Source organism: Marivirga sericea (assembly GCF_900177665.1).
In the GTDB taxonomy this organism is placed as follows: Bacteria; Bacteroidota; Bacteroidia; order Cytophagales; family Cyclobacteriaceae; genus Marivirga; species Marivirga sericea.
In genome coordinates, this window is record NZ_FXAW01000008.1 from 1 (window position 1) to 18,905 (window position 18,905).

The window sequence follows — 18,905 nt, forward strand, 5'->3', positions numbered from 1 at the left end:
GCATGCCGAATACGATAAAATTGATGCCAACAACATTTAAATAGATAATTATGATACTAAAGCTTATAAAAACAGATGTCGAATATCAAGAGGCCCTCAACAGACTTGAAGAAATCTTTGATGCTAAAATTGGAACTCCAGAAAGTGATGAAGCTGATATTCTAGGTCTTCTAATTGATGAATACGAAAAAAAGCATTACCCGATAGATGCCCCAGACCCCATTGAAGCAATTAAAATTAGAATGGAGGAGATGGATTTGAAACAGAAGGATTTGGTCGGTGTAATTGGTGGAAAAAGTAGGGTTTCTGAGATTCTTAATCGAAAGAAAAAGTTAACTGTTGATATGGTTCGCAGCTTGGCTTTAAGATTAAATCTATCAGCGCAAATTCTAATAAACGACTACAAGCTAATAAAATAATAAAGTTGGCAACATTAGCTAAAAACAATGGCGGTTAGATGGTACTTTAACATATTCTCACTATTTTCTACCTTTATCTGAGATTGAATGTGAGGGCTTTTAATTCGCCAAAGTTTTTAGCCATATCGTTGGCGGTCATGAAATATGAAGACAGTCTAATGAGAAAATTAATAACTTTGCTATTTATGGTGCTCGTTGAGACGTTGTCTTCATTTGGACAGTCTGACAGCGCGGGATTTAAAAGTGACTTAAGAATTTTTCAAAAAGCACTTGAGGAAACACATCCTAATCTTTACAGATTTACTGCCAAAGCCAAATTTGATACAGTTTTTGACTCTATCGATCAAAAAATCACTCCAAAAACAACGGAACTAGAGTTTTTTCGGCTTTTATCAAAAATTGAATCTTTAGTTAGAGAAGGTCATACATATCTACTGCCTTCGGAAAGTTTAACTCAACAACTGCAGACGAAAAAACTTTTCCCCTTTGAAGTCACAATATCCGATAGCATCATTGTTGTAAAAGAGAGTTTTGATAAAAAACATTCTAGCTACAAAAACCGAGAAATAAATGCTATCAATGGAGAAAAGTCAGAGGATATAATTAATCAGATTGCTAATTCCACAGGATTAAAATCAGGATATAATAACTCCGCATTACTTAATATTTTATCATTTGAAAATAACTTTGCATTTTCCTATTATTATTTTATCGACACAACCAGTACATTTCAGATACATTTTGAAAACGAAATTGTAGCAATTCCAGGGATTGATAACTTCAAAGGAGAAATTTATCCCAAGTTCCCTAAAGAATGCGACCCTCCTTTTGCTTTACAAATAGATTCATTAAAAAGGATAGCAATAATTAAAATAACAACATTTGCTTATTGGACAGTCTCTTCTAGTAAGAAAGAATACGCTGAAACATTTTCAAAATATTTTAGCGAAATTGAGAAAGCAGGAATTAAATATCTGATTATAGATGTGCGAGATAATAGAGGGGGTGAAGAGATGTTAGCAGCGGAACTACTGACATACTTAGTCAAGAAAGACTTTAGAATCTATAAGAGTGCGAAAGCAAACACTTTGGATTTTAAATATGATTTACCAAACAGTTCCAAATTTAGCTTTCGTAAAAAAGACTATATTAAGACTGATTCGGGATACTTTAAAATTCAAGATAAAGTCCTAAAAACATTCTCTCCTAAGTCTAAAAACCATTTTGATGGCCAAGTTTATGTCCTTTCAAATGGTGGATCTCGTTCTGCAGCATCTATATTGTTATCCCTTATTCGTTTTCATAACATCGGCATTATTGTTGGTCAAGAATCAGGAGGAGTCTTTGAAGACGTTGACGGGCGAAAAAAAATCAAAATTACTTTACCTTACTCAAAAATACAGTTAAGCTTCCCCGCATGGAGTTTTAAAATAGATGTAGAAGGTGGTGATAGATTTAGAGGTGTCATGCCCGACTATATCGTAAAGAGAAATATACGCGACACCCAAAGTAATAAGGACCCTGAATTAGATTTAGTGTACAAATTAATAAGCGATGAATGAATACACGAACCGCCAAAACTAAAATATAGGTCATTGGGCATATAGCGCTAAAATTGAAAATGATTACATTTAAGAAAACATGAGGGTAATTGGTAGTTTGGAGTCTTGAAGTGTCCAGCGCCCATCTTCTAAACCTTCACAATGTCGTGCTAAGTTAAAGGCACATCCTTTACACTTACTTTGAGTAAATGAAAATATCGGAAAAACATATAGCCGAAATAGCTGACCTACTTGACATGGGGCAGGTATGCTACGTCCATAAGCAGACAGATGAATTGTTGCATCACACAGACCCAGATTCACTCCACTTTGATCCCGACCAGTGGAAAGATATAATTTTATCAATTAAAAAAGATAGAGAAGCTTTTATCAAGTTTGACCCATTGGACAGTCGTGATAGTTATAATGTCATGTCTAATTTTGCTCACTCAATAAAAGACATGTCAATATCTGAAAAGCTGTTGGACACATTAGCTAGGCCAAAACCATTTCAGAATTTTAAACATCAAATTCAGTACTTAAATTATACGGACGATTGGCACCAATTTAAGCAGGCAGCTATGATTGACTGGGTCAGACAGCAAATAGAAGAATAGTAAATCACTGTGCACAACATTCCATAAAACCAATTTGCTCAGCACCCTGTTGCAAATTCAGCAGTAGATAGCCAGCAATTTATGCTTTCACTTCGTGGCAGTTTCATCAACGGAGGACGGAGCATTGCAGGGCTCATCAGCTTTTAAAGTAATTCAATTAAGTCTAATACTTGCCATCATCGGGCGGACAAGTTTTTACAGATCCACTGGATATACTGTAATAAGACAACATCAATTTAATCTGACATTCTACCTTGGTGGAAACCGCATAAATTGTTTAGATTCGTTTTTCATAGCCCACATAGGCAAACAGGTTTTATGTAGGCGTTAGTCATTTAGAAAAATAAGTATGTTGAATAAAAAGATCATAATACTACTATTTTTAATAGCGATAGTTTCTTTGTTTTTAGTAACAAATAGAAACAAAATAGTGAGGCACTTTTATCCTAGAGTCGCAATCGCAGAAAAACACATCAATAATATATCTGTAGAAACTCCAAAAACTTACGAACTTCTACAAATTGCCTGTAGCCTAACACCAACATTTCAGAATGACCCCAATTTACTTAATAAGAAAAGCGAATATTACTCCGATGTTGAGAAGTACTTTGGGTCCTTCTCAAACCACCCGCTGATTCAAAAATTAGAGAATCATCTTGATTTTAAGTCCAACCTAGCTATTAGACTACATTCAATTAGCTATGATGTAAATAACAGCAATGAACTTGAACAAAATAACACCATAAGATTCAATCCTATTGTTAAAAAAATCTTCTATTGGAATTCTTTTCTCATTTCAGAAAACCAAAAATTGATCAACGACTTTGCCAAGCAGACTGATTTCGCATCCTTTTATGAAAAACATGAACATTATTACCAAGATCTAGCTGAAAACTATCAAAAACGTTGTGACTTTGAAGGAATGAAGCTCTGGTTAGAAACGAAATTTGACAATGAGCACCAATCCTATAGGGTCGTTTTCTCACCTCTTACAGGGGGACTCCACTTTACATTAGCCCTAAAAAACAATCAAGAAATGAGTCAAACTTTTATGTTTGTAAGTTCTAATTTGAGACCTATTGACACATTAGATATTGACAAGGCAGAAATCAGCAATGGTCTTCAATCAAGAGTTGTTTTTACCGAAATTGATCACAATTATGTCAATCCTTTAACCGACCAATTTATTTCAGAACTTGAAAAATCAATGAAGAATTATAAGGATTGGAATATTCAATCTAAATCAAACTATAAATCAAAGTACAAAACATTCAATGAGTACATGACCTGGGGAGTATTTAGCCTTTATGCATTAGATACTTACACACCCAAAAACAGCAAAAAAATAATTGAGCGAACGACTAGACTCATAAATGATCGGAGAAAATTTCATAGATTCGAAGATTTCAACAATGAGTTAATCCGACAATATAAATTGAAAGGTAAACCTAAAATTGAAACTCTTTATCCAATAATGCTGAAATGGATGAGAGAATATGCCTAACACTGAATATGAAATCGTAGCAGCCTGCGGGATGCTACGCTTCGTACACTAAAAGTCCTGGTGAATGTGACAAAACATTCGTAATCTGAACTAAAAGTGAAAATAATGAAGAAACTAAATAGAATAATGACGAACATCTGCTCAGACAATTTAGCAGAAAGTCGAGATTTTTACACCAAACTGTTCGATTTCAAGGTGGATTATGATAGTGATTGGTTCATCCATCTCATTTCGAAGGACAAAAAACTGGAATTGGGAATAATCGACAGAACAAATGAAATGGTGCCAAAAGGATTTCAGAATAATCCGCAAGGATTTTATGTAACTTTTGTAGTTGATAGTGCGGACGAAATATTTAAGATTGCGGAATCGGAAAAATTTGAAATTGTTAACGAACCAACTAACACGTTTTACGGCCAGAGACGTTTATTGCTTAAAGACCCGAATGGAACTTTAGTTGATATTTCTTCACCAATTAAGGATTTTGAATTTTAAAATAGCTGGAGGATTTGAGTGGGCAAAAAATCAATTTCAAAGAAAAAAAGTGAAGTAGTACAGCAATGAATAAGCACATAGGCATGGTGGTAGTAAATTCAGTGCTTGCAGCCTACTATAAGTTCGTAAGGGTTTGAAAGTTTGAAGTCTGCAGTCGCCTGCATTGCCTAAACTAATCCGTTGTAGGGCGTTCCAAAATACCAAAGTATCACCAGAATGGATAGAACTTTACAAAAAGTGTGGCAAATAGACCTCAAAATTGAGTCTATAATTGATATTGACTTATTGGAAAATTAAAAATTGCTAAACAGCCTCGAGTTTTGGTACTTTCTTTCCCTGTCTTTATAAGCAGGCAGGCTTGCCAAAAGTTCATTAAAAAGATCAAACTTACACCTCACCTATTAGTAAACTATTTTACAGAAGTGCAACAGGAGCATCATACAAGGTAACAAAGCTGGTCCATAAAAAGCATCCTTGGGTGTTCTCACAGAAATCAATTAATTTTTAAGCCAATTATTTACCTTAAAACTCGTAATTTTTAGTACATTCGACATTTAATGCTCATGCTATCACTTCGTAAAAGATTAATGAGGTAATCAAATTATGTTACGGGTAAAAGTTTTTTTGTTAATAATCATTTGTAGTTCGGCTCTTCATGCGCAAAATTTTAGAAAAAGTCTTAGAAAGGCCGATCAATACCTAAGCTTTAATGACTATGATAGAGCCATAAGTTATTATAAAAAGGCCCTGAAACATAAGCCTGGGAATGTAGAAGCCACTTATGGGCTGGGAATCGCCTATTTGTTCGATTTTAGCAATGATGAGGCACTCAAACAGCTTACATTAGTCAAACAACTTGATCCTAAAGTTGGAAATAACATAGACTATTATTTAGGACTTGCTCATCAATACGATTATAACTTTGATGAGGCTATCAGGTATTTCGAAATTTACGGTGATAAAAAAAGGAAAAACCGTTATCAAGCCGACCTATTGATTACAGAGTGCTTAACGGCCGATTCGCTATACAGTACTCCTAAGTCGATGGTTGTTGAAAACCTAGGGCCAATGGTCAATTCACAAGAGCATGATTACACACCCGCATTAATGGCTGACGGCAAAACACTGTATTTTACTTCAAACAGACCGGGTTCTACTGGTGGCAGGAAAGGACAGGACGGTAGTTTTTATGAAGATATTTACATTTCTTCCCTACAAGACGGGCAATGGAGCAAGGCCCAAAAACTGGGTAAGAAATTAAACGGTGATTATCATGACGCTGTAGCTTCTATCGCTCCTGATGGGAAAACGCTTTTTGTATATTCTGAGAAAGGTAATGGCGATATTTACTTTTCAAATTTTAAAGATTCAACGTGGACTTATCCTCAACCGCTTAGCAATAAGATCAACTCAACTTTTTGGGAAACATCAGTCTCGATAACTGCTGATGGACAAACTTTATATTTCTCAAGCGCGCGTCCGGGTGGTTACGGTGGTTTAGATATTTACAAAACTACCAAAGGAGAGGATGGCGAATGGGGTTCTGCCCAAAACCTTGGCCCTATAGTTAACACCCAAGCCTCGGAGGACGCACCGATGATACACCCGGATGGACATACCTTATATTTTAGTTCTACTGGTCATCAAGGAATGGGCGGTTATGATATCTATTATAGTAAAATAGAAGGTCAGGAGTTTCAGTTGCCCGTTAATTTAGGGTACCCGATCAATACTGTTTATGATGATAATTATTTTGTGATCACGGCCGATCTTAAGCATGCATATTATGCTTCCAGAAAACCAGGTGGTTTAGGGATGGTAGATATCTATCATGTAGACATGGAAGAAAAAATAGAAGAGGAAGAAATCGTGCAGCCTGAGCCTGTTTTAGTAGAAAATACTGTGATAGTTTCTGAAAATGACAAAGAAGTAGAGGTTAAAATTGAGGAGCCAGATACTAAAGCTATGATTACCGTATTTAAAGGTAAAGTGCTTGATGCCAGCACGGGCTTACCAGTTGGTGCTGAAATTAAGATGGTTGATAACAAGAATAATACCTTGACTGCAGAAGCATTTGCTGACCCAGAAACAGGTGAATTCGAATTGATTGTACCGGAAGGAGGCAATTACGGAATATCTACGAGCAAAAAAGGCTATCTCTTTAATTCAATGAATTTTAGGCTACCCGAATTTTCTGAGTATCAGGAAATAGATGTTTCAATATTGTTGGATAAGGCTGAAGTAGGTACTAAAATGGTACTTAAGAATATTTTCTTCGACAGCGGCAGCTCAGATTTAAGAACGGAGTCCTTAGGTGAGCTTCAAGTGATTAAAAACCTTCTAATGAACTCACCTGGCCTAAGAGTGCAAATAAATGGGCATACTGATAATGTCGGAAATTCAGTTTACAATAAGTTGCTTTCTAAAAAAAGAGCTCAATCTGTGATAGATTTCCTGATTGCAAATGGTATTAAAGCCGATCGTTTAGAAGCTAAAGGCTTTGGAGAGGAAAAGCCCCTAGTATCAAATGATGATGAAATTGGTGGAAGAGAGATCAACAGAAGAACCGAAATAGAAATCTTAGGTGAAAGTCAAAATGGTTAATTTTAGGAAGTTAACTTTAAGTTAAGGGTTTTCTGTCAAATGCTGTTCTTGAAATAATGATATGGAGCAATCTACAGCTAAGATAAAATAAAACCTAAGTAAGAGATGAGAAAAATTATAGTAGGCATTGTAATTCTAGCCTTAACTTTTTTGACAAGTAATATTTATGCTCAAAAGACTATTAAAGCACAAAAGCGATTAATAGGTGGTAAGATTGAAAAAATTGAATTTACCGATTATATAGAAAACACACCTGATAGTAAGGAATTTAATAAAAAATTTAAGGTACTTGAATTTTGGGCAACTTGGTGTAAACCCTGCTTAGAAGCTGTTCCTCATTTGAATGAACTAAAGTCTGCATTTAATGATGAAGATGATTTGGTATTCTTGTCAGTAACTTACGAGGCACCAGAAAAAACTCAAAAGGTATTAGAAAGAATAAAATTTGAAACAATTGTTGTTTCAGATCAAACTAAGAAAATTCACAATGACCTAAATATTGAATATAAGGGAATGATGATTTTGCCACGAACAGTTTTAATTGATAATTCCAACAAAATTATTTGGTATGGAACACCAACTGAATTAAGTGCTGAAATAATAAGGAAGTTTCTAAAAAATGAGAAAATATAACTCTTGCCGACATCAGGCTAGAAGTAAGAATATAGATGGTCAAAACAGAAAACTTCGATAAAGTTGAAATTTCTTCGCAGGAAGAACTACGATCATGGTTGGTGAAAAATCATCTTCAATCTGAAAGTGTGTGGCTTGTCACCTTTAAGAAAGATGTACCTGATAAATATGTTTCTAGATGGGCAGTTCTTGATGAACTTATATGTTTTGGATGGATTGATGGAATCAGAAGGAAATTAGATGATCGAAGAACTATGCAATTAATATCCCAAAGAAAAGTAGAACATTGGGCGAAAACGTATAAGGAAAGAGCGGCAAAGTTAATAGACGAAAAGAAAATGCACCAAGCTGGTTTGAGTGCCATTGCAGCTTCAAAAGCTAATGGACTTTGGAACTTCATGGATGAGGTTGATAATCTAATTGTGCCCAAAGACTTATCTGATGAGCTTTCAAAATTTAATGGGGCAGCACTTTTTTTTGATTCAATTAATAGCTCAAGTAAGCGGTTTGTTCTTAGGTGGATCAAACTAGCTAAAACAGAAAAGACCAGACAAAAAAGAATAGCAGAGCTGGCTCAGCTGTCCTTTCAAGAAAAAAAATTACCTGGAAGTTAAATTCACCATCCTCAAAATCCAACGAATACTAAAGAACTAGGGAAGAGTATTTATCCATAAAATGTAGACTATTTGAGGTATTAATTTTAATTTCTACTTAGCACGATCTTTAATAGGAAGGTATGCTTAATTTACTCTCCATAATAAGTACATTTAATAAAAGACAAAAGAAACAGGGTTAAGCATTCCCTTAGCATAAGGGACAGCCGAGAATTTTGAGGAAAACTTTTCATTTTTCAAAAACTAATGGTCCTAAAAAACCTGATACGACTTACTCCAATCGATAGATTACTTTAGTATTAAGTGCTTTTTCTACCTCTGAATACGTTATCTGAACATTTTCACCCTTTCCGCTTGTGCTGAACATAGTTGATGGCACGCCTTTGCCCTGCAAGTAAGCTCTGATCGCATCGGCCCGTTTTTGAGTTAAATCATTGTGGTAGATGGTCACAATTTCTTCTATAGGTTCTCCCGCTATGGCTGTGCTATCTTGCTGGGTCATAACGCTTGCTGCTGTGGAGAGAGTATCGTACTGATTCGGTGATACTAAAAGTGTGTCATATCGAATCTCAGGTAAACTATCTGCATTTTGTTCCGACTCGGTGATGCTTTGCTGATATACTTCGAGCTGAAAATGGTAGTCGCGGTTTTGCTTCATAAGTGTGATCAAGCGGGCAAATTCTTCCTCAGCACCAGCAGCAAAAGCTGCAGAATGCTCTTTAAATCTAATGGAAACTGGATATTTCGCACCTTTTCGCAATGTTGGAAGCATAATATCCGTTACCACCTTTTTAGAGGAGGCCAGATCTTCCAGATCAAAAAAATCACTATAGTAGCCAAAGCCTGTTTCTTTCGTTTCAATGTAAAAATCCACTTTATGGCCTTCTGGTAAATAGATTCCAAAAGTTTTTTCCTCCGGATCGAGAATTAAACGAGCTAATTCTGCACCTGACTCAACATCGGTAGCTTTAACCAACGCCTTAGCAGGTAGGTTTGTAACTGTTCCTTCCAGATAATATACGCTGGCCGGCTGAAACTCCTCCGGTACTTTCACCATGTATAGATCGTAGCTGCGCTCATCTTTTTCATGGATGTAGGCCACATCCCCTAAAGCGGTAACGCCTATATAACGATCATGTGCTTCCGTATTAAGAAAGTCCATTGCGACAGGTTTGCTCCAGCTATCCCCTTCTTTTCGGCTCATATAAAAATCGTAATTTTCACTGCTATTTAATGCTGCAAAATAAAGGGTTTTATTATCAGGTAAAATCACTGGATTAACGAAGGATGATGAAGTTAAATCTAACTGTATCTCTTCTGGTTCTTTCCAGTATACATCACCCAAATATTCAGATGCAAAGATTTTGCAGTTTCCGCCAGAGGGATCCAGCGTTTCGCAGCGGCTAAAGTATAAGGTTTTGCCATCTGCCGAAAGGGTGGGGTCCATCTCATGTAAGGTGGAATTTAAAGGCTTACCAGGGTTGATAGGCGTAGCCCAGTTCTTGCCCTGTTTTTGTTGAAAGCGGATATCGTAGCCGCCAATTTTTGGTGCTTTTCGAGTGGCATATATCAATTGTTCACCATCATACGATAGGTTAAAGGCACCAAAAGGAATCATATCTTTATTAGGGATGTCGATTGGAAGCCCTCTTTGCCAGTCATTACCGATTGCGGTGCTTATAAAAATTTCGGGCTCTCCTGAATCTGTATAATCAGACATATATACAATGGTGCGACCGTCAGCCGACAATTTTGGTGCATATTCGTTGTCGCTCCAGCTAGAAATAGTGCTTGGGAGCTTCCGCTTTTGCGCCTGAGCTACAGTGGTGAAGCTTAGTAACAACAAGCCGATTAATATTTTTTGCATAATCTTGATTTTAAACTGAATATACATAAAAATGGCATTAACAGAAATAATCCTGATGCTTATCTAGAGAAGTTAAACAGAGTTGCTAAGAGGAGCTGTAAAAGAGCGAAAGAAATGACTCTTAGCTTCAACTAGTAAAGGATAATCCGAATAATTAATTTCTACAGTGAATTACTTTATGCACAAGTTCAATCTGTTTAGGGTTTACTAGACTAATGATTATGGGAAAGTCAAGCTAGCAGATATCAACTTCTTTAGCGATTATTTCTACAATAACTGTTTTGGTTTATCCATTTTTGTATTACTATTTTGATATAAAATCCAAATCCTATTTTTCACTAAACAAGGATTCCAGGACTATAGTGTACTCTTTTGAGAGATCCCATATTTCTCCATCTTTTAGGCCTTCATCAATCAGTTCCGAAAGCTTAAATGATTACATTTAGGCAATGATAGTTTTTTAAAGGCTGAACACTTGAAAAGAATCAAAGTAAAAAAGGGAGAAATTCTACAAAGGAAAGGCGACCTCAATAGTAAAGTTTACCAAGTAGAGTCAGGTTTATTGCGTAGCTATGCGATCAGCGAAAAAGGGAAAGAACACATCTATATGTTTGCGCCAGAGGGGTGGATTATTGCCGACAATGTTGCCCCAGATGAATCCTGTGATTTATATATTGATGCACTAGAGGACTCCGTTATTATAAGGAAAGAAAAGGAGGTTCAGAGAGGACACGATATGCAAAAGTTGCTAAAACGCTTAAGTGTTTTACAAAAGAGAGTGATAAGACTGATGTCTGCATCGGCTGCTGCTCGATATGACCACTTTGTTGAAACCTACCCTGATATTGTGCAAAGGGTTCCTCAAAAAATGATTGCTTCTTATTTAGGTATTACTCCTGAAGCTTTGTCTACTGTTCGCAGCAAGCGAAAACAGTAACATTAATATCGAATTATTTTCACTTCTTAATGTAGATTAATGCATGGGGCTAACGCCCGACCTACATTTGAGTTATATTAAATAGAATTTTATTTGACTTCAAAAGCATTAGCTATTGACACTTCCAATTCAGCGGTGTCCTTCAAAGTGAAAAAATTATTGTTTTTAACCATTGCGGGAACACTAACTGATTTTTCAGGAGAAATTACTTTTGACAGTGATGACTTGGATCAGGCTAAAATCGATGTGAGTGTAGGTGCATCTACTATTGATACCGGCAGCTCAAAGAGAGATGAGCATCTTAGGAGTAAAGACTTTTTCCATGTAAATGAGTATCCTAAAATAAAATTCCAATCTACTTCTATAAAGTCCCATGCTCAAGCATATCATGCGATAGGTAAACTCTCAATGCTTGGTGTTGAGAGAGAAGTAAGTATTCCTTTTTCATTTGATCAAGGTCGATTTAAAGGAGCATTTTCTCTGAACCGATTAGACTACAAGCTTGGTGAAAAATTCCCAGCATTTTTTATTGGGAAGAACATTCAAATTTCAATCGATTGTAAAATCAAAAACTAATAAGAAAATGAACTCAAAAACAAAAAATATAATAGGATGGATTTTAGCGGTGGTGTTGGCCCTTGCTTTTGTAATGGCTGGAGGTGTGAAACTTTCAGGACAAGCTGAAATGATACAGAATTTTGAAAAATGGGGCTTACCTATAAGGGCAATGTACTTAATAGGTGGGGCTGAAATTTTGGGAGCGATCGGCATCTTAATTCCGAAAACGCGATTTTTAGCTGTATTGGGATTACTGGGTTTAATGTTAGGAGCTATAGGAACTCATTTATTAAATGGAGAAGCTTTTATTCCACCTTTGGTATTGCTCATTTTATTAGGGGCATTAACATGGATCAGAAAACCCTTAAATAGTAATTGAAAAATGCAGAAGATACTTGCTTTTGGAGCTTCTAATAGCCCAGCCTCCATCAATAAAAGGCTGGCAATTTTTGCGGCTAATCAACTAAAAAATGTAGAGGTTACCGTGCTAGATTTGAACGATTTTGAGCTTCCGATTTATAGTCCTGTCATTGAAAAGACAGCTGGTATTCCAGCAAATGCTCAGTCTTTTTCAAAATATATTCAGAATGCTGATGGAGTAATAGTGTCTTTAGCCGAACATAATGGTTTACATACTGCAGCATTTAAAAATCTATGGGATTGGATGTCTAGACTGGGAACTCAGAACATTTGGAATGATACACCTATGTTTCTTTTAGCTACGAGCCCGAGTAGGCGTCCGGAATCAAATGTAATGAAGGTTTCGAAATTTCTGTTCCCTCATTTCGGAGCAAAAATCATTTCGAGCTTTAGTCTGCCCTCATTCAATCATTTTTTTAAAGATGATAAAATAGTAGATCCTGAAGCACAGGCTGAATTCCAAGTACAATTAAATCAATTTCAATCTTTTATAAATAAACTCTAAATCAATTAACTATGAAAAAATTAAACTTTTTATTCAAAACAAGCGCAGTACTTTGGATCCTTTGGGGCTTTGTACACATCTTCGCTGGTATAATGACTATGAAAGGTATTCTCACTGATGAAATAAGTGCCTCTATTAGTGGTATTGCCGATGCTGTGGATCCCTCAAGTCTCACAATGGATTACCCCGAAGCGGCAGGAGCAGTAATTGGACAACACGGGTTTAATTTATTTTGGATAGGGCTTATTACCTTCATCTGTGCTTTTTTCATTTGGAAAGGAAATAAGAACGCCATCTTTTTAGCTGCACTTACAGGGGGGCTGGCAGATCTTGGTTATTTTCTATTCCTCGACTTAGGAGGATTTGTCAACTTCGTACCAGGTACCATCATGACCTTGATATCAAGTGCTGCTATTTTGACAAGTTTCTACGGCTATTTCAAAGCGAAGAAATCCTAAAAGCAATGATGAAATTTATTATTCTGCTGGGGTGTATTTTTTCGATAGGCTGTTTGCCAACGCTCTATGCTCAAGAGGAAAGATCAGCTGCTGATGTTCCTCCAATTAAGCAAATGCGCGCAGAAGAAAACTATTCTTTTCTTGAGGGGAGAGATTCAGCTCGGCTATTGCTAAAATCCTTAAAGTGGATGCCCATCAGCCGAAAAAAGAATGTTTTTCTATCCGTAGGTGGTCAATACAGGCCAAGATTTGAACATTTTAGTAACGTAAATTATACAAGCGAAAATCAAAGCTATTTTTCGCAGCGTCTTGCCTTGAATGCAAACCTCACTTTGGGGAAATATTTTAGGGTTTTTGGCGAACTCTATCATGGAGCCACCAGTGCGGGAGAAATAATGCTACAATCCGATGTAGCAGACTGGCATCAAGCATTTGTGGAAATTAAACTTCCGCTAAAAGAAAGGAACAGTCTTTCTTTTAGGTTTGGACGACAAGAAATGGATTTAGGTGGAAGTCGACTCATTGGTTTAAGAGAAGGTCCAAACATTCGGCAGAGCTTTGACTTGGCAAAGTTTAGAGCGCTACTTAATGATATTCAAATTCTCGCTTTTTATGGGACCTATGTAAAACCAAATTTCGAGGCCTTCGATAACTGTTTTGATTTATTTAATTCTAGTCGTGCTGATCCGATCGTTTGGAGTTTAGGAGCGAGACTTCCATTGGCAGAAAAACATTCATTTGATGTGTACTATATCGGTTTTCAATCGGATCGTACGAAATTGAATGATGTAGTAGGAAAAGAAAATAGGCATAGCCTTGGCGTGAGAAGTTTTGGAAATGCTGGAAAGCGGTGGATGTATAATACGGAAGTGATTTACCAATTTGGAGATTTGGAAGGGAGTAGGATCACGGCCTTCAATGTGGAGACCGATTGGAAATATAAATTGAGAACTAAAATAGGGACACTTTTAGGGCTTAAGCTTGACATCTCTTCAGGTGATCGAGAGCAGGGAGATGATTATATTCAAACCTTTAACCCACTTTTTGTAAATCCTGCTATTTATAGCCTGGCTGGTTTAAATACACCAGCTAACTTAACTAGCCTTCACCCTAATATCACTTTTATTTTTGATAAAATGACGGTTTTTATCGATTATGCTTTTTTCTACCGAACTTCCCTTAATGACGGATTGTATGCTCCTCCCAGATTTCTAATCCGAGAAGGCAGCGGACAGTCTGATCGAAATATTGGCGACACTTTTGGACTGATGATGAGCTACCAACTCAATCGTAATACCTCTTTCGACCTGAGAACGACCTATTTTATCGCCGGTAATTTTATTGAAGCTTCAGGACCCGCTGAGAACACTTTTTATATAGCTCCTACCTTCAATTTTCGATTTTAAGATTACTAAGGATAACCAGCTAGAAACAAATCCTTTAGTTTTTACTAACTTCATAGAAGATTGAAAGTTAAAGGTCTAGGGCGTTACATCAGTTTTTGAATTTTATTAGGAACTGATTTCTTAAGAGATAGCCTGAGCTATCATCATATGAATTTATGAATATGTAATTCTTGTAATAGAGGGTTTTAATTTAAATAAGCTAGAGAAGCTTCTAGTGCCATATATTTGAAATTAAGGGTCAGATGCTAATTGTATTTTACTTTTATATCGGTAATTTGATTGCCTGTGCTTTCAACAGCTTTGTAGTAAAGTGGATGGATTTCAGGTTGTTGTTATTGATGATTTTTGCTTCATGCTTGGCGAATGCTGCTTATGCTCAGACAGCATCAACGGTAACAAGTGAAAGCTCAACTAGTAATAAGTCACTTTTTTCCATTGGTGTTGGCGCTCAACATGGTTTTATTTTTCCCCACTCTGTAGATGTGCAAAATACAAGTGGGGCAAGACCAACAGGTATCGAAACTATATTCAGCTGGCAGCGCATCGATTCAGCCAGTTTTGCTCTTTGTCATTGTAATCCTCGCCAAGGTTTATTGCTGTCCTACTATGATTATGATGTTGATTTGTTAGGCAAGAGTGCGACTGCAGCTTATTTGTTGGAACCTACTTATGGGATTAGTAAGACTGTGCTATTCTCAGTGAAAGCTGCTGCTGGTCTTTCGTATTTAAGCAATCCATATGATAGTATCCTTAACCCTGGAAACCAATCTTACAGTACTCCAATAAGTATCTATTTGCTGGTGGGTGTGGGAGTATGGATAAAATTGTCGGATAATTGGTGGTTGAACCCGTCCATAAACTATCAACATATTTCTAATGGAGGTATGCGTCAGCCGAATAAAGGTATTAATTGGCCTACTGCAGGTATTGGAGTAAGTTATCAACCGATTCCTCGTCCTCTGTATAAGGGAGTTCGGACCAAAGAAAAGTTTTGGAAAAATTACTCCGCTCGCTATGATTTTGCAGTATTGGGCACATTGAGTAGGGGGTATAATGCAGCTGGTGAGCGCCAGAGGTTTTTTGTTGGTGGTTTAGCTTTTCAGGCAGCTAGGCAAGTGGGTAGCTTAAGTATGCTTACAATCGGAACAGAAGTTTACTTTGATGAGAAACTTCAAGATCAGCTTAGCAGAGATGGTTTTGAAGCAAGTCCGGTGAAATCTGGCTTACTATTGGGGCATGAATTTTTGCTGGGTAGGTTTCAATTTAGTCAGCGCCTTGGTCTGTATATATTTGACCAAACGCCTTATTATGATCGTATTTTTCACCGTTGGGGCATTCAGTACCGATTAAATCGATATTTGAGTACAGGAATTAATCTATTGGCACATCGGCATGTGGCAGAGTTTATAGACTTTCGACTGGCTTATACTTTTCAGAACAGGAAGGAATCGAAGTAAATAAGCTCCTTCAACTCTAAAGCATAGATTCTTACAACTTTTGAATTAAACGTAAGAATAGGTCGAGTTAAAGAATAATAGCAAATTGCAGCAATTGAAAATTTTAATTAGTAATGGATAAAGTAAATCTCAATCAAAAATTCTCTTTGTTTTCAGAACAGTGGTCACCCAAAATTGTGGGAGAATTAAACGGGCAACATGTAAAACTTGCTAAACTTAAAGGAGAATTTGTTTGGCATAAGCATGAGCAAGAAGACGAACTCTTTTATGTGGTAAAAGGAAGCTTTAAAATGGAATACCGAGACCGGACTGTGGAGGTTCGTGAAAACGAATTTTTGATAGTCCCAAAAGGAGTAGAGCACAAGCCCGTAGCAGAAGAGGAAGTCTGGGTGATGTTGTTTGAACCTGCCTCTACTTTAAATACAGGAAATACTGAAAATGCAATGACCAAGAAAGATCTGGATCGGCTATAAAGCCATTGATGACTGTATTAAGAGGCGGGCCTACTAGTGGTTTTTTGGACGCGGACTATCCTAATAATCTTCGAACTTAACGCTCACCATGCTGTTGTACTCCATGCCGAGTAGTTCTGCTGCATTTCCTTGCTTAATCCCTATTTCTAAAACACCCTGATCATTAAAAATGGCAAAAGCTTCGCCACCTTGGCTCTCGTAATAGTGCTGTTGAACTCCTGTTAAGGAGTAATTTCTAAACTTGATCTGTACGCTTTTTCCTTTGCTTAAGATGTCATAATCGTACTTAAGAATATCTGTTATTAGATTTCCGTAGTCATCTATATGGACTACATGTCCTTGAATAATCTCCCGCGTAGCTTTCACTTTTGGAGTAATAAATCTTTTAAATGATTCAGCGCTTAGCTCTTCCCCGATCTCATCTAAATTACCAGCTTTCAGGATTTTTACGGCTGCAGGAGCCAAAACGTCTTTTGTCGAAAAATTTCCAACTATGCCTTCCGAATTGATTTTAACTATTTTATCAGGGTTCTTTTCTCTGAGTAGGCTTAGCAAACCATTATTACTGGCCAGAAAAAAATGTTTTTTAACTTCAATGGCAATCATAGCTTCATCTGGTTCAGAACAGGAATTCACAGCCACTAAATGCACGCTACCTTCTGGGAAATCTTTATAAACGGACTTTAAAACATATGCTGCATGAATGATATCGTGCTTAGTAATGTTATGGGAGATGTCAACCACTTGAAGACTAATATCTTCGCTCAGTATTTTGGCTTTCACCGCTGCCACATAATGGTCGCGCCAACCGAAATCTGATAGAAAAGTGATCAAAGGCATACAAAAAATTGAATTATTGTTAAATTTGTTAAAAACAAAACTACATAAATTTCAGTACTAACACATTGAGACATCATAAATAAGAAAATCATTTGGTAGAAAAAGTTATTACTTTAGAAAATGTATCCCTTGTGGATTTTTTAGGCGTAGAGAACCGCAATATCAACGAGCTCTCGTCCGCTTTTCCTAAATCTAAAATTATCTCACGAGGAAACGAAATAAGAATACAAGGAAGCACTCCGGAAATTATCCGTATCAATCAAATTGTGCATTCACTGGTTACGCACTATCATAAATTTGGCAAAATCACCGAAGAAAGTGTGAAAACCTATTTGAATGAAGAGCATGAAGAGAGCCAGAAGAAGCTGGACGTTAACGCAGATGAAACCTTGGTTTTTGGCACTAAGGGTTATGCCATAAAAGCGAAAACACCTAATCAAATAAAATTGGTGGAAGCAGTGAGAAGAAACGATCTTGTCTTTGCGATTGGTCCGGCAGGAACGGGTAAAACTTATGTGTCTGTTGCTATGGCAGTACAGGCTTTGAAAAATAAAGAAGTCAGAAAAATTATCATTACGCGACCGGCTGTAGAGGCAGGTGAAAATTTAGGCTTTTTGCCAGGCGATTTGAAAGAAAAAATTGATCCTTATTTACGTCCGATTTATGATGCATTAGACGATATGGTGCCGGCAGAGAAACTAAAGTACTACCAAGAAAATCGTGTTATAGAAATTGCTCCATTAGCTTACATGCGCGGAAGGACTTTGCATAATGCTTTTATTTTGTTGGATGAAGCGCAAAATACTACCCCCATGCAAATCAAGATGTTCCTGACACGTATGGGGCCTCATTCTAAAGCGATTATTACAGGCGACATGAGTCAGGTTGATCTGCCGAAGAGGCAAAAATCTGGATTAATCGAATCTACTCAGATCCTCAAGGATATTAAAGGAATTGGTATAGTACATTTGAAGGCAGAAGATGTGGTAAGACATAGATTAGTTAAACATATTATTGAGGCCTACGATAAGAATGATGCATTGATCGAAAAAAAGGACAAATGATTACAGTAAAAGTAGTTGAAACCCAAGACGAACTGAAACAGATATTTGCTATTAGAGAAGAGGTATTTGTTAAAGAACAAAAAGTGGCTCCTGAGGAGGAATATGATGAGTTTGAAGAAGTTGCCACACATTTTATTGCTGTAGATGAAGAAGGGGTGCCTTGTGGTACAGCACGCTGGAGATTTACGCAGAATGGAATGAAATTAGAGCGATTTGCTGTTTTGAAATCTCATAGAGGTAAGGGAGTAGGGCAGGCCTTAGTGAAGGAAGTGATTGATAATATTGCGCTTAATCCTGAATCAAGGGGTAAGAAAATGTATATGCATGCGCAACTTACTGCTGTAAATTTGTATGATCGATTCGGATTTCAAAAAATTGGCGATCAATTCGAGGAATGCAACATTATGCACTATCACATGGAAAAGATGATGTAAACTCCGCTGCTTACTACTGAAACATAAAAAGACGGTGGTTAGTCTGATTTGTAACCGAA

The 18,905-nt window shown here is 36.8% G+C and carries 20 protein-coding genes; 18 read left to right on the forward strand and 2 right to left on the reverse strand.

The genetic code is table 11. The features are described 5' to 3' along the window. Positions 1-50 precede the first annotated feature (50 nt). The 8 genes from B9Y84_RS16640 (at position 51) to B9Y84_RS16675 (ending at position 8,427) form a co-directional block, all read left to right on the forward strand. Complete coding sequence (locus tag B9Y84_RS16640; RefSeq protein WP_085518528.1) at positions 51-419, forward strand: helix-turn-helix domain-containing protein; 369 nt, start codon at positions 51-53, stop codon at positions 417-419. A gap of 158 nt (positions 420-577) precedes the next feature. After that, entirely contained in the window at positions 578-1,981 is a 1,404-nt protein-coding gene (locus B9Y84_RS16645) for a S41 family peptidase (protein ID WP_176223819.1), read from the forward strand. Between the two features lie 188 nt (positions 1,982-2,169). Further along, a complete protein-coding gene (locus tag B9Y84_RS16650; RefSeq protein WP_085518530.1) occupies positions 2,170-2,577 on the forward strand; it encodes a UPF0158 family protein in 408 nt (135 codons plus the stop codon). Positions 2,578-2,926: 349 nt separating this feature from the next. Further along, the gene (locus B9Y84_RS16655) at positions 2,927-4,081 is read left to right on the forward strand and encodes a DUF4932 domain-containing protein (RefSeq protein WP_085518531.1); all 1,155 of its coding nucleotides are present in this window, start codon (positions 2,927-2,929) and stop codon (positions 4,079-4,081) included. 105 nt (positions 4,082-4,186) lie between these two features. After that, on the forward strand, positions 4,187-4,576 hold the full coding sequence (locus tag B9Y84_RS16660; RefSeq protein ID WP_085518532.1) for a VOC family protein: 390 nt from the start codon (positions 4,187-4,189) through the stop codon (positions 4,574-4,576). A 603-nt stretch (positions 4,577-5,179) separates the two neighbouring features. Continuing rightward, a complete protein-coding gene (locus tag B9Y84_RS16665; protein WP_085518533.1) occupies positions 5,180-7,180 on the forward strand; it encodes an OmpA family protein in 2,001 nt (666 codons plus the stop codon). A gap of 105 nt (positions 7,181-7,285) precedes the next feature. Next, positions 7,286-7,813 carry a TlpA family protein disulfide reductase gene (locus B9Y84_RS16670; protein ID WP_085518534.1) on the forward strand — a complete coding sequence of 176 codons (528 nt, stop codon included), beginning with the start codon at positions 7,286-7,288 and terminating at the stop codon, positions 7,811-7,813. Positions 7,814-7,848: 35 nt separating this feature from the next. Next, positions 7,849-8,427, forward strand: coding sequence for a YdeI/OmpD-associated family protein (locus B9Y84_RS16675; RefSeq protein WP_085518535.1), 579 nt, complete (start codon positions 7,849-7,851; stop codon positions 8,425-8,427). Between the two features lie 271 nt (positions 8,428-8,698). Here the strand turns inward: B9Y84_RS16675 and B9Y84_RS16680 are convergent, their stop codons facing one another. Continuing rightward, the gene (locus B9Y84_RS16680) at positions 8,699-10,294 is read right to left on the reverse strand and encodes an OmpA family protein (RefSeq protein WP_176223820.1); all 1,596 of its coding nucleotides are present in this window, start codon (positions 10,292-10,294) and stop codon (positions 8,699-8,701) included. Between the two features lie 475 nt (positions 10,295-10,769). Here B9Y84_RS16680 and B9Y84_RS16685 point away from each other — a divergent pair, with 475 nt between their 5' ends. The 8 genes from B9Y84_RS16685 to B9Y84_RS16720 all read left to right on the forward strand — a co-directional run bounded on the left by B9Y84_RS16685 (position 10,770) and on the right by B9Y84_RS16720 (position 16,508). Next, positions 10,770-11,231, forward strand: a complete 462-nt coding sequence (locus B9Y84_RS16685) for a Crp/Fnr family transcriptional regulator (RefSeq protein ID WP_085518537.1) — start codon at positions 10,770-10,772, stop codon at positions 11,229-11,231. 93 nt (positions 11,232-11,324) lie between these two features. After that, positions 11,325-11,807 (forward strand): YceI family protein, encoded by a 483-nt coding sequence (locus B9Y84_RS16690; RefSeq protein ID WP_176223821.1) that lies wholly within the window; start codon positions 11,325-11,327, stop codon positions 11,805-11,807. 7 nt (positions 11,808-11,814) lie between these two features. Continuing rightward, entirely contained in the window at positions 11,815-12,168 is a 354-nt protein-coding gene (locus B9Y84_RS16695; protein ID WP_085518539.1) for a DoxX family protein, read from the forward strand. Between the two features lie 3 nt (positions 12,169-12,171). Next, entirely contained in the window at positions 12,172-12,714 is a 543-nt protein-coding gene (locus B9Y84_RS16700) for an NADPH-dependent FMN reductase (protein ID WP_085518540.1), read from the forward strand. Between the two features lie 11 nt (positions 12,715-12,725). Then, the gene (locus B9Y84_RS16705; RefSeq protein WP_085518541.1) at positions 12,726-13,172 is read left to right on the forward strand and encodes a hypothetical protein; all 447 of its coding nucleotides are present in this window, start codon (positions 12,726-12,728) and stop codon (positions 13,170-13,172) included. 5 nt (positions 13,173-13,177) lie between these two features. Next, a complete protein-coding gene (locus B9Y84_RS16710; RefSeq protein ID WP_085518542.1) occupies positions 13,178-14,578 on the forward strand; it encodes an alginate export family protein in 1,401 nt (466 codons plus the stop codon). Between the two features lie 242 nt (positions 14,579-14,820). Next, positions 14,821-16,035, forward strand: a complete 1,215-nt coding sequence (locus B9Y84_RS16715) for an acyloxyacyl hydrolase (RefSeq protein ID WP_085518543.1) — start codon at positions 14,821-14,823, stop codon at positions 16,033-16,035. Between the two features lie 113 nt (positions 16,036-16,148). Next, entirely contained in the window at positions 16,149-16,508 is a 360-nt protein-coding gene (locus tag B9Y84_RS16720; protein WP_085518544.1) for a cupin domain-containing protein, read from the forward strand. 60 nt (positions 16,509-16,568) lie between these two features. Here the strand turns inward: B9Y84_RS16720 and B9Y84_RS16725 are convergent, their stop codons facing one another. Further along, entirely contained in the window at positions 16,569-17,348 is a 780-nt protein-coding gene (locus tag B9Y84_RS16725; RefSeq protein WP_085518545.1) for an SAM hydrolase/SAM-dependent halogenase family protein, read from the reverse strand. Positions 17,349-17,440: 92 nt separating this feature from the next. On the opposite strand from B9Y84_RS16725, the gene B9Y84_RS16730 reads away from it, so the two are divergent. Together B9Y84_RS16730 and B9Y84_RS16735 are read left to right on the forward strand one after the other, a co-directional pair. After that, positions 17,441-18,412: a PhoH family protein gene (locus tag B9Y84_RS16730; RefSeq protein WP_085518546.1), complete on the forward strand. Its 972-nt coding sequence runs from the start codon at positions 17,441-17,443 to the stop codon at positions 18,410-18,412. After that, positions 18,409-18,846, forward strand: coding sequence for a GNAT family N-acetyltransferase (locus B9Y84_RS16735; RefSeq protein ID WP_085518547.1), 438 nt, complete (start codon positions 18,409-18,411; stop codon positions 18,844-18,846). Before B9Y84_RS16730 ends, B9Y84_RS16735 begins: the two co-directional genes overlap by 4 nt. The last annotated feature ends 59 nt before the right edge of the window (positions 18,847-18,905 follow it).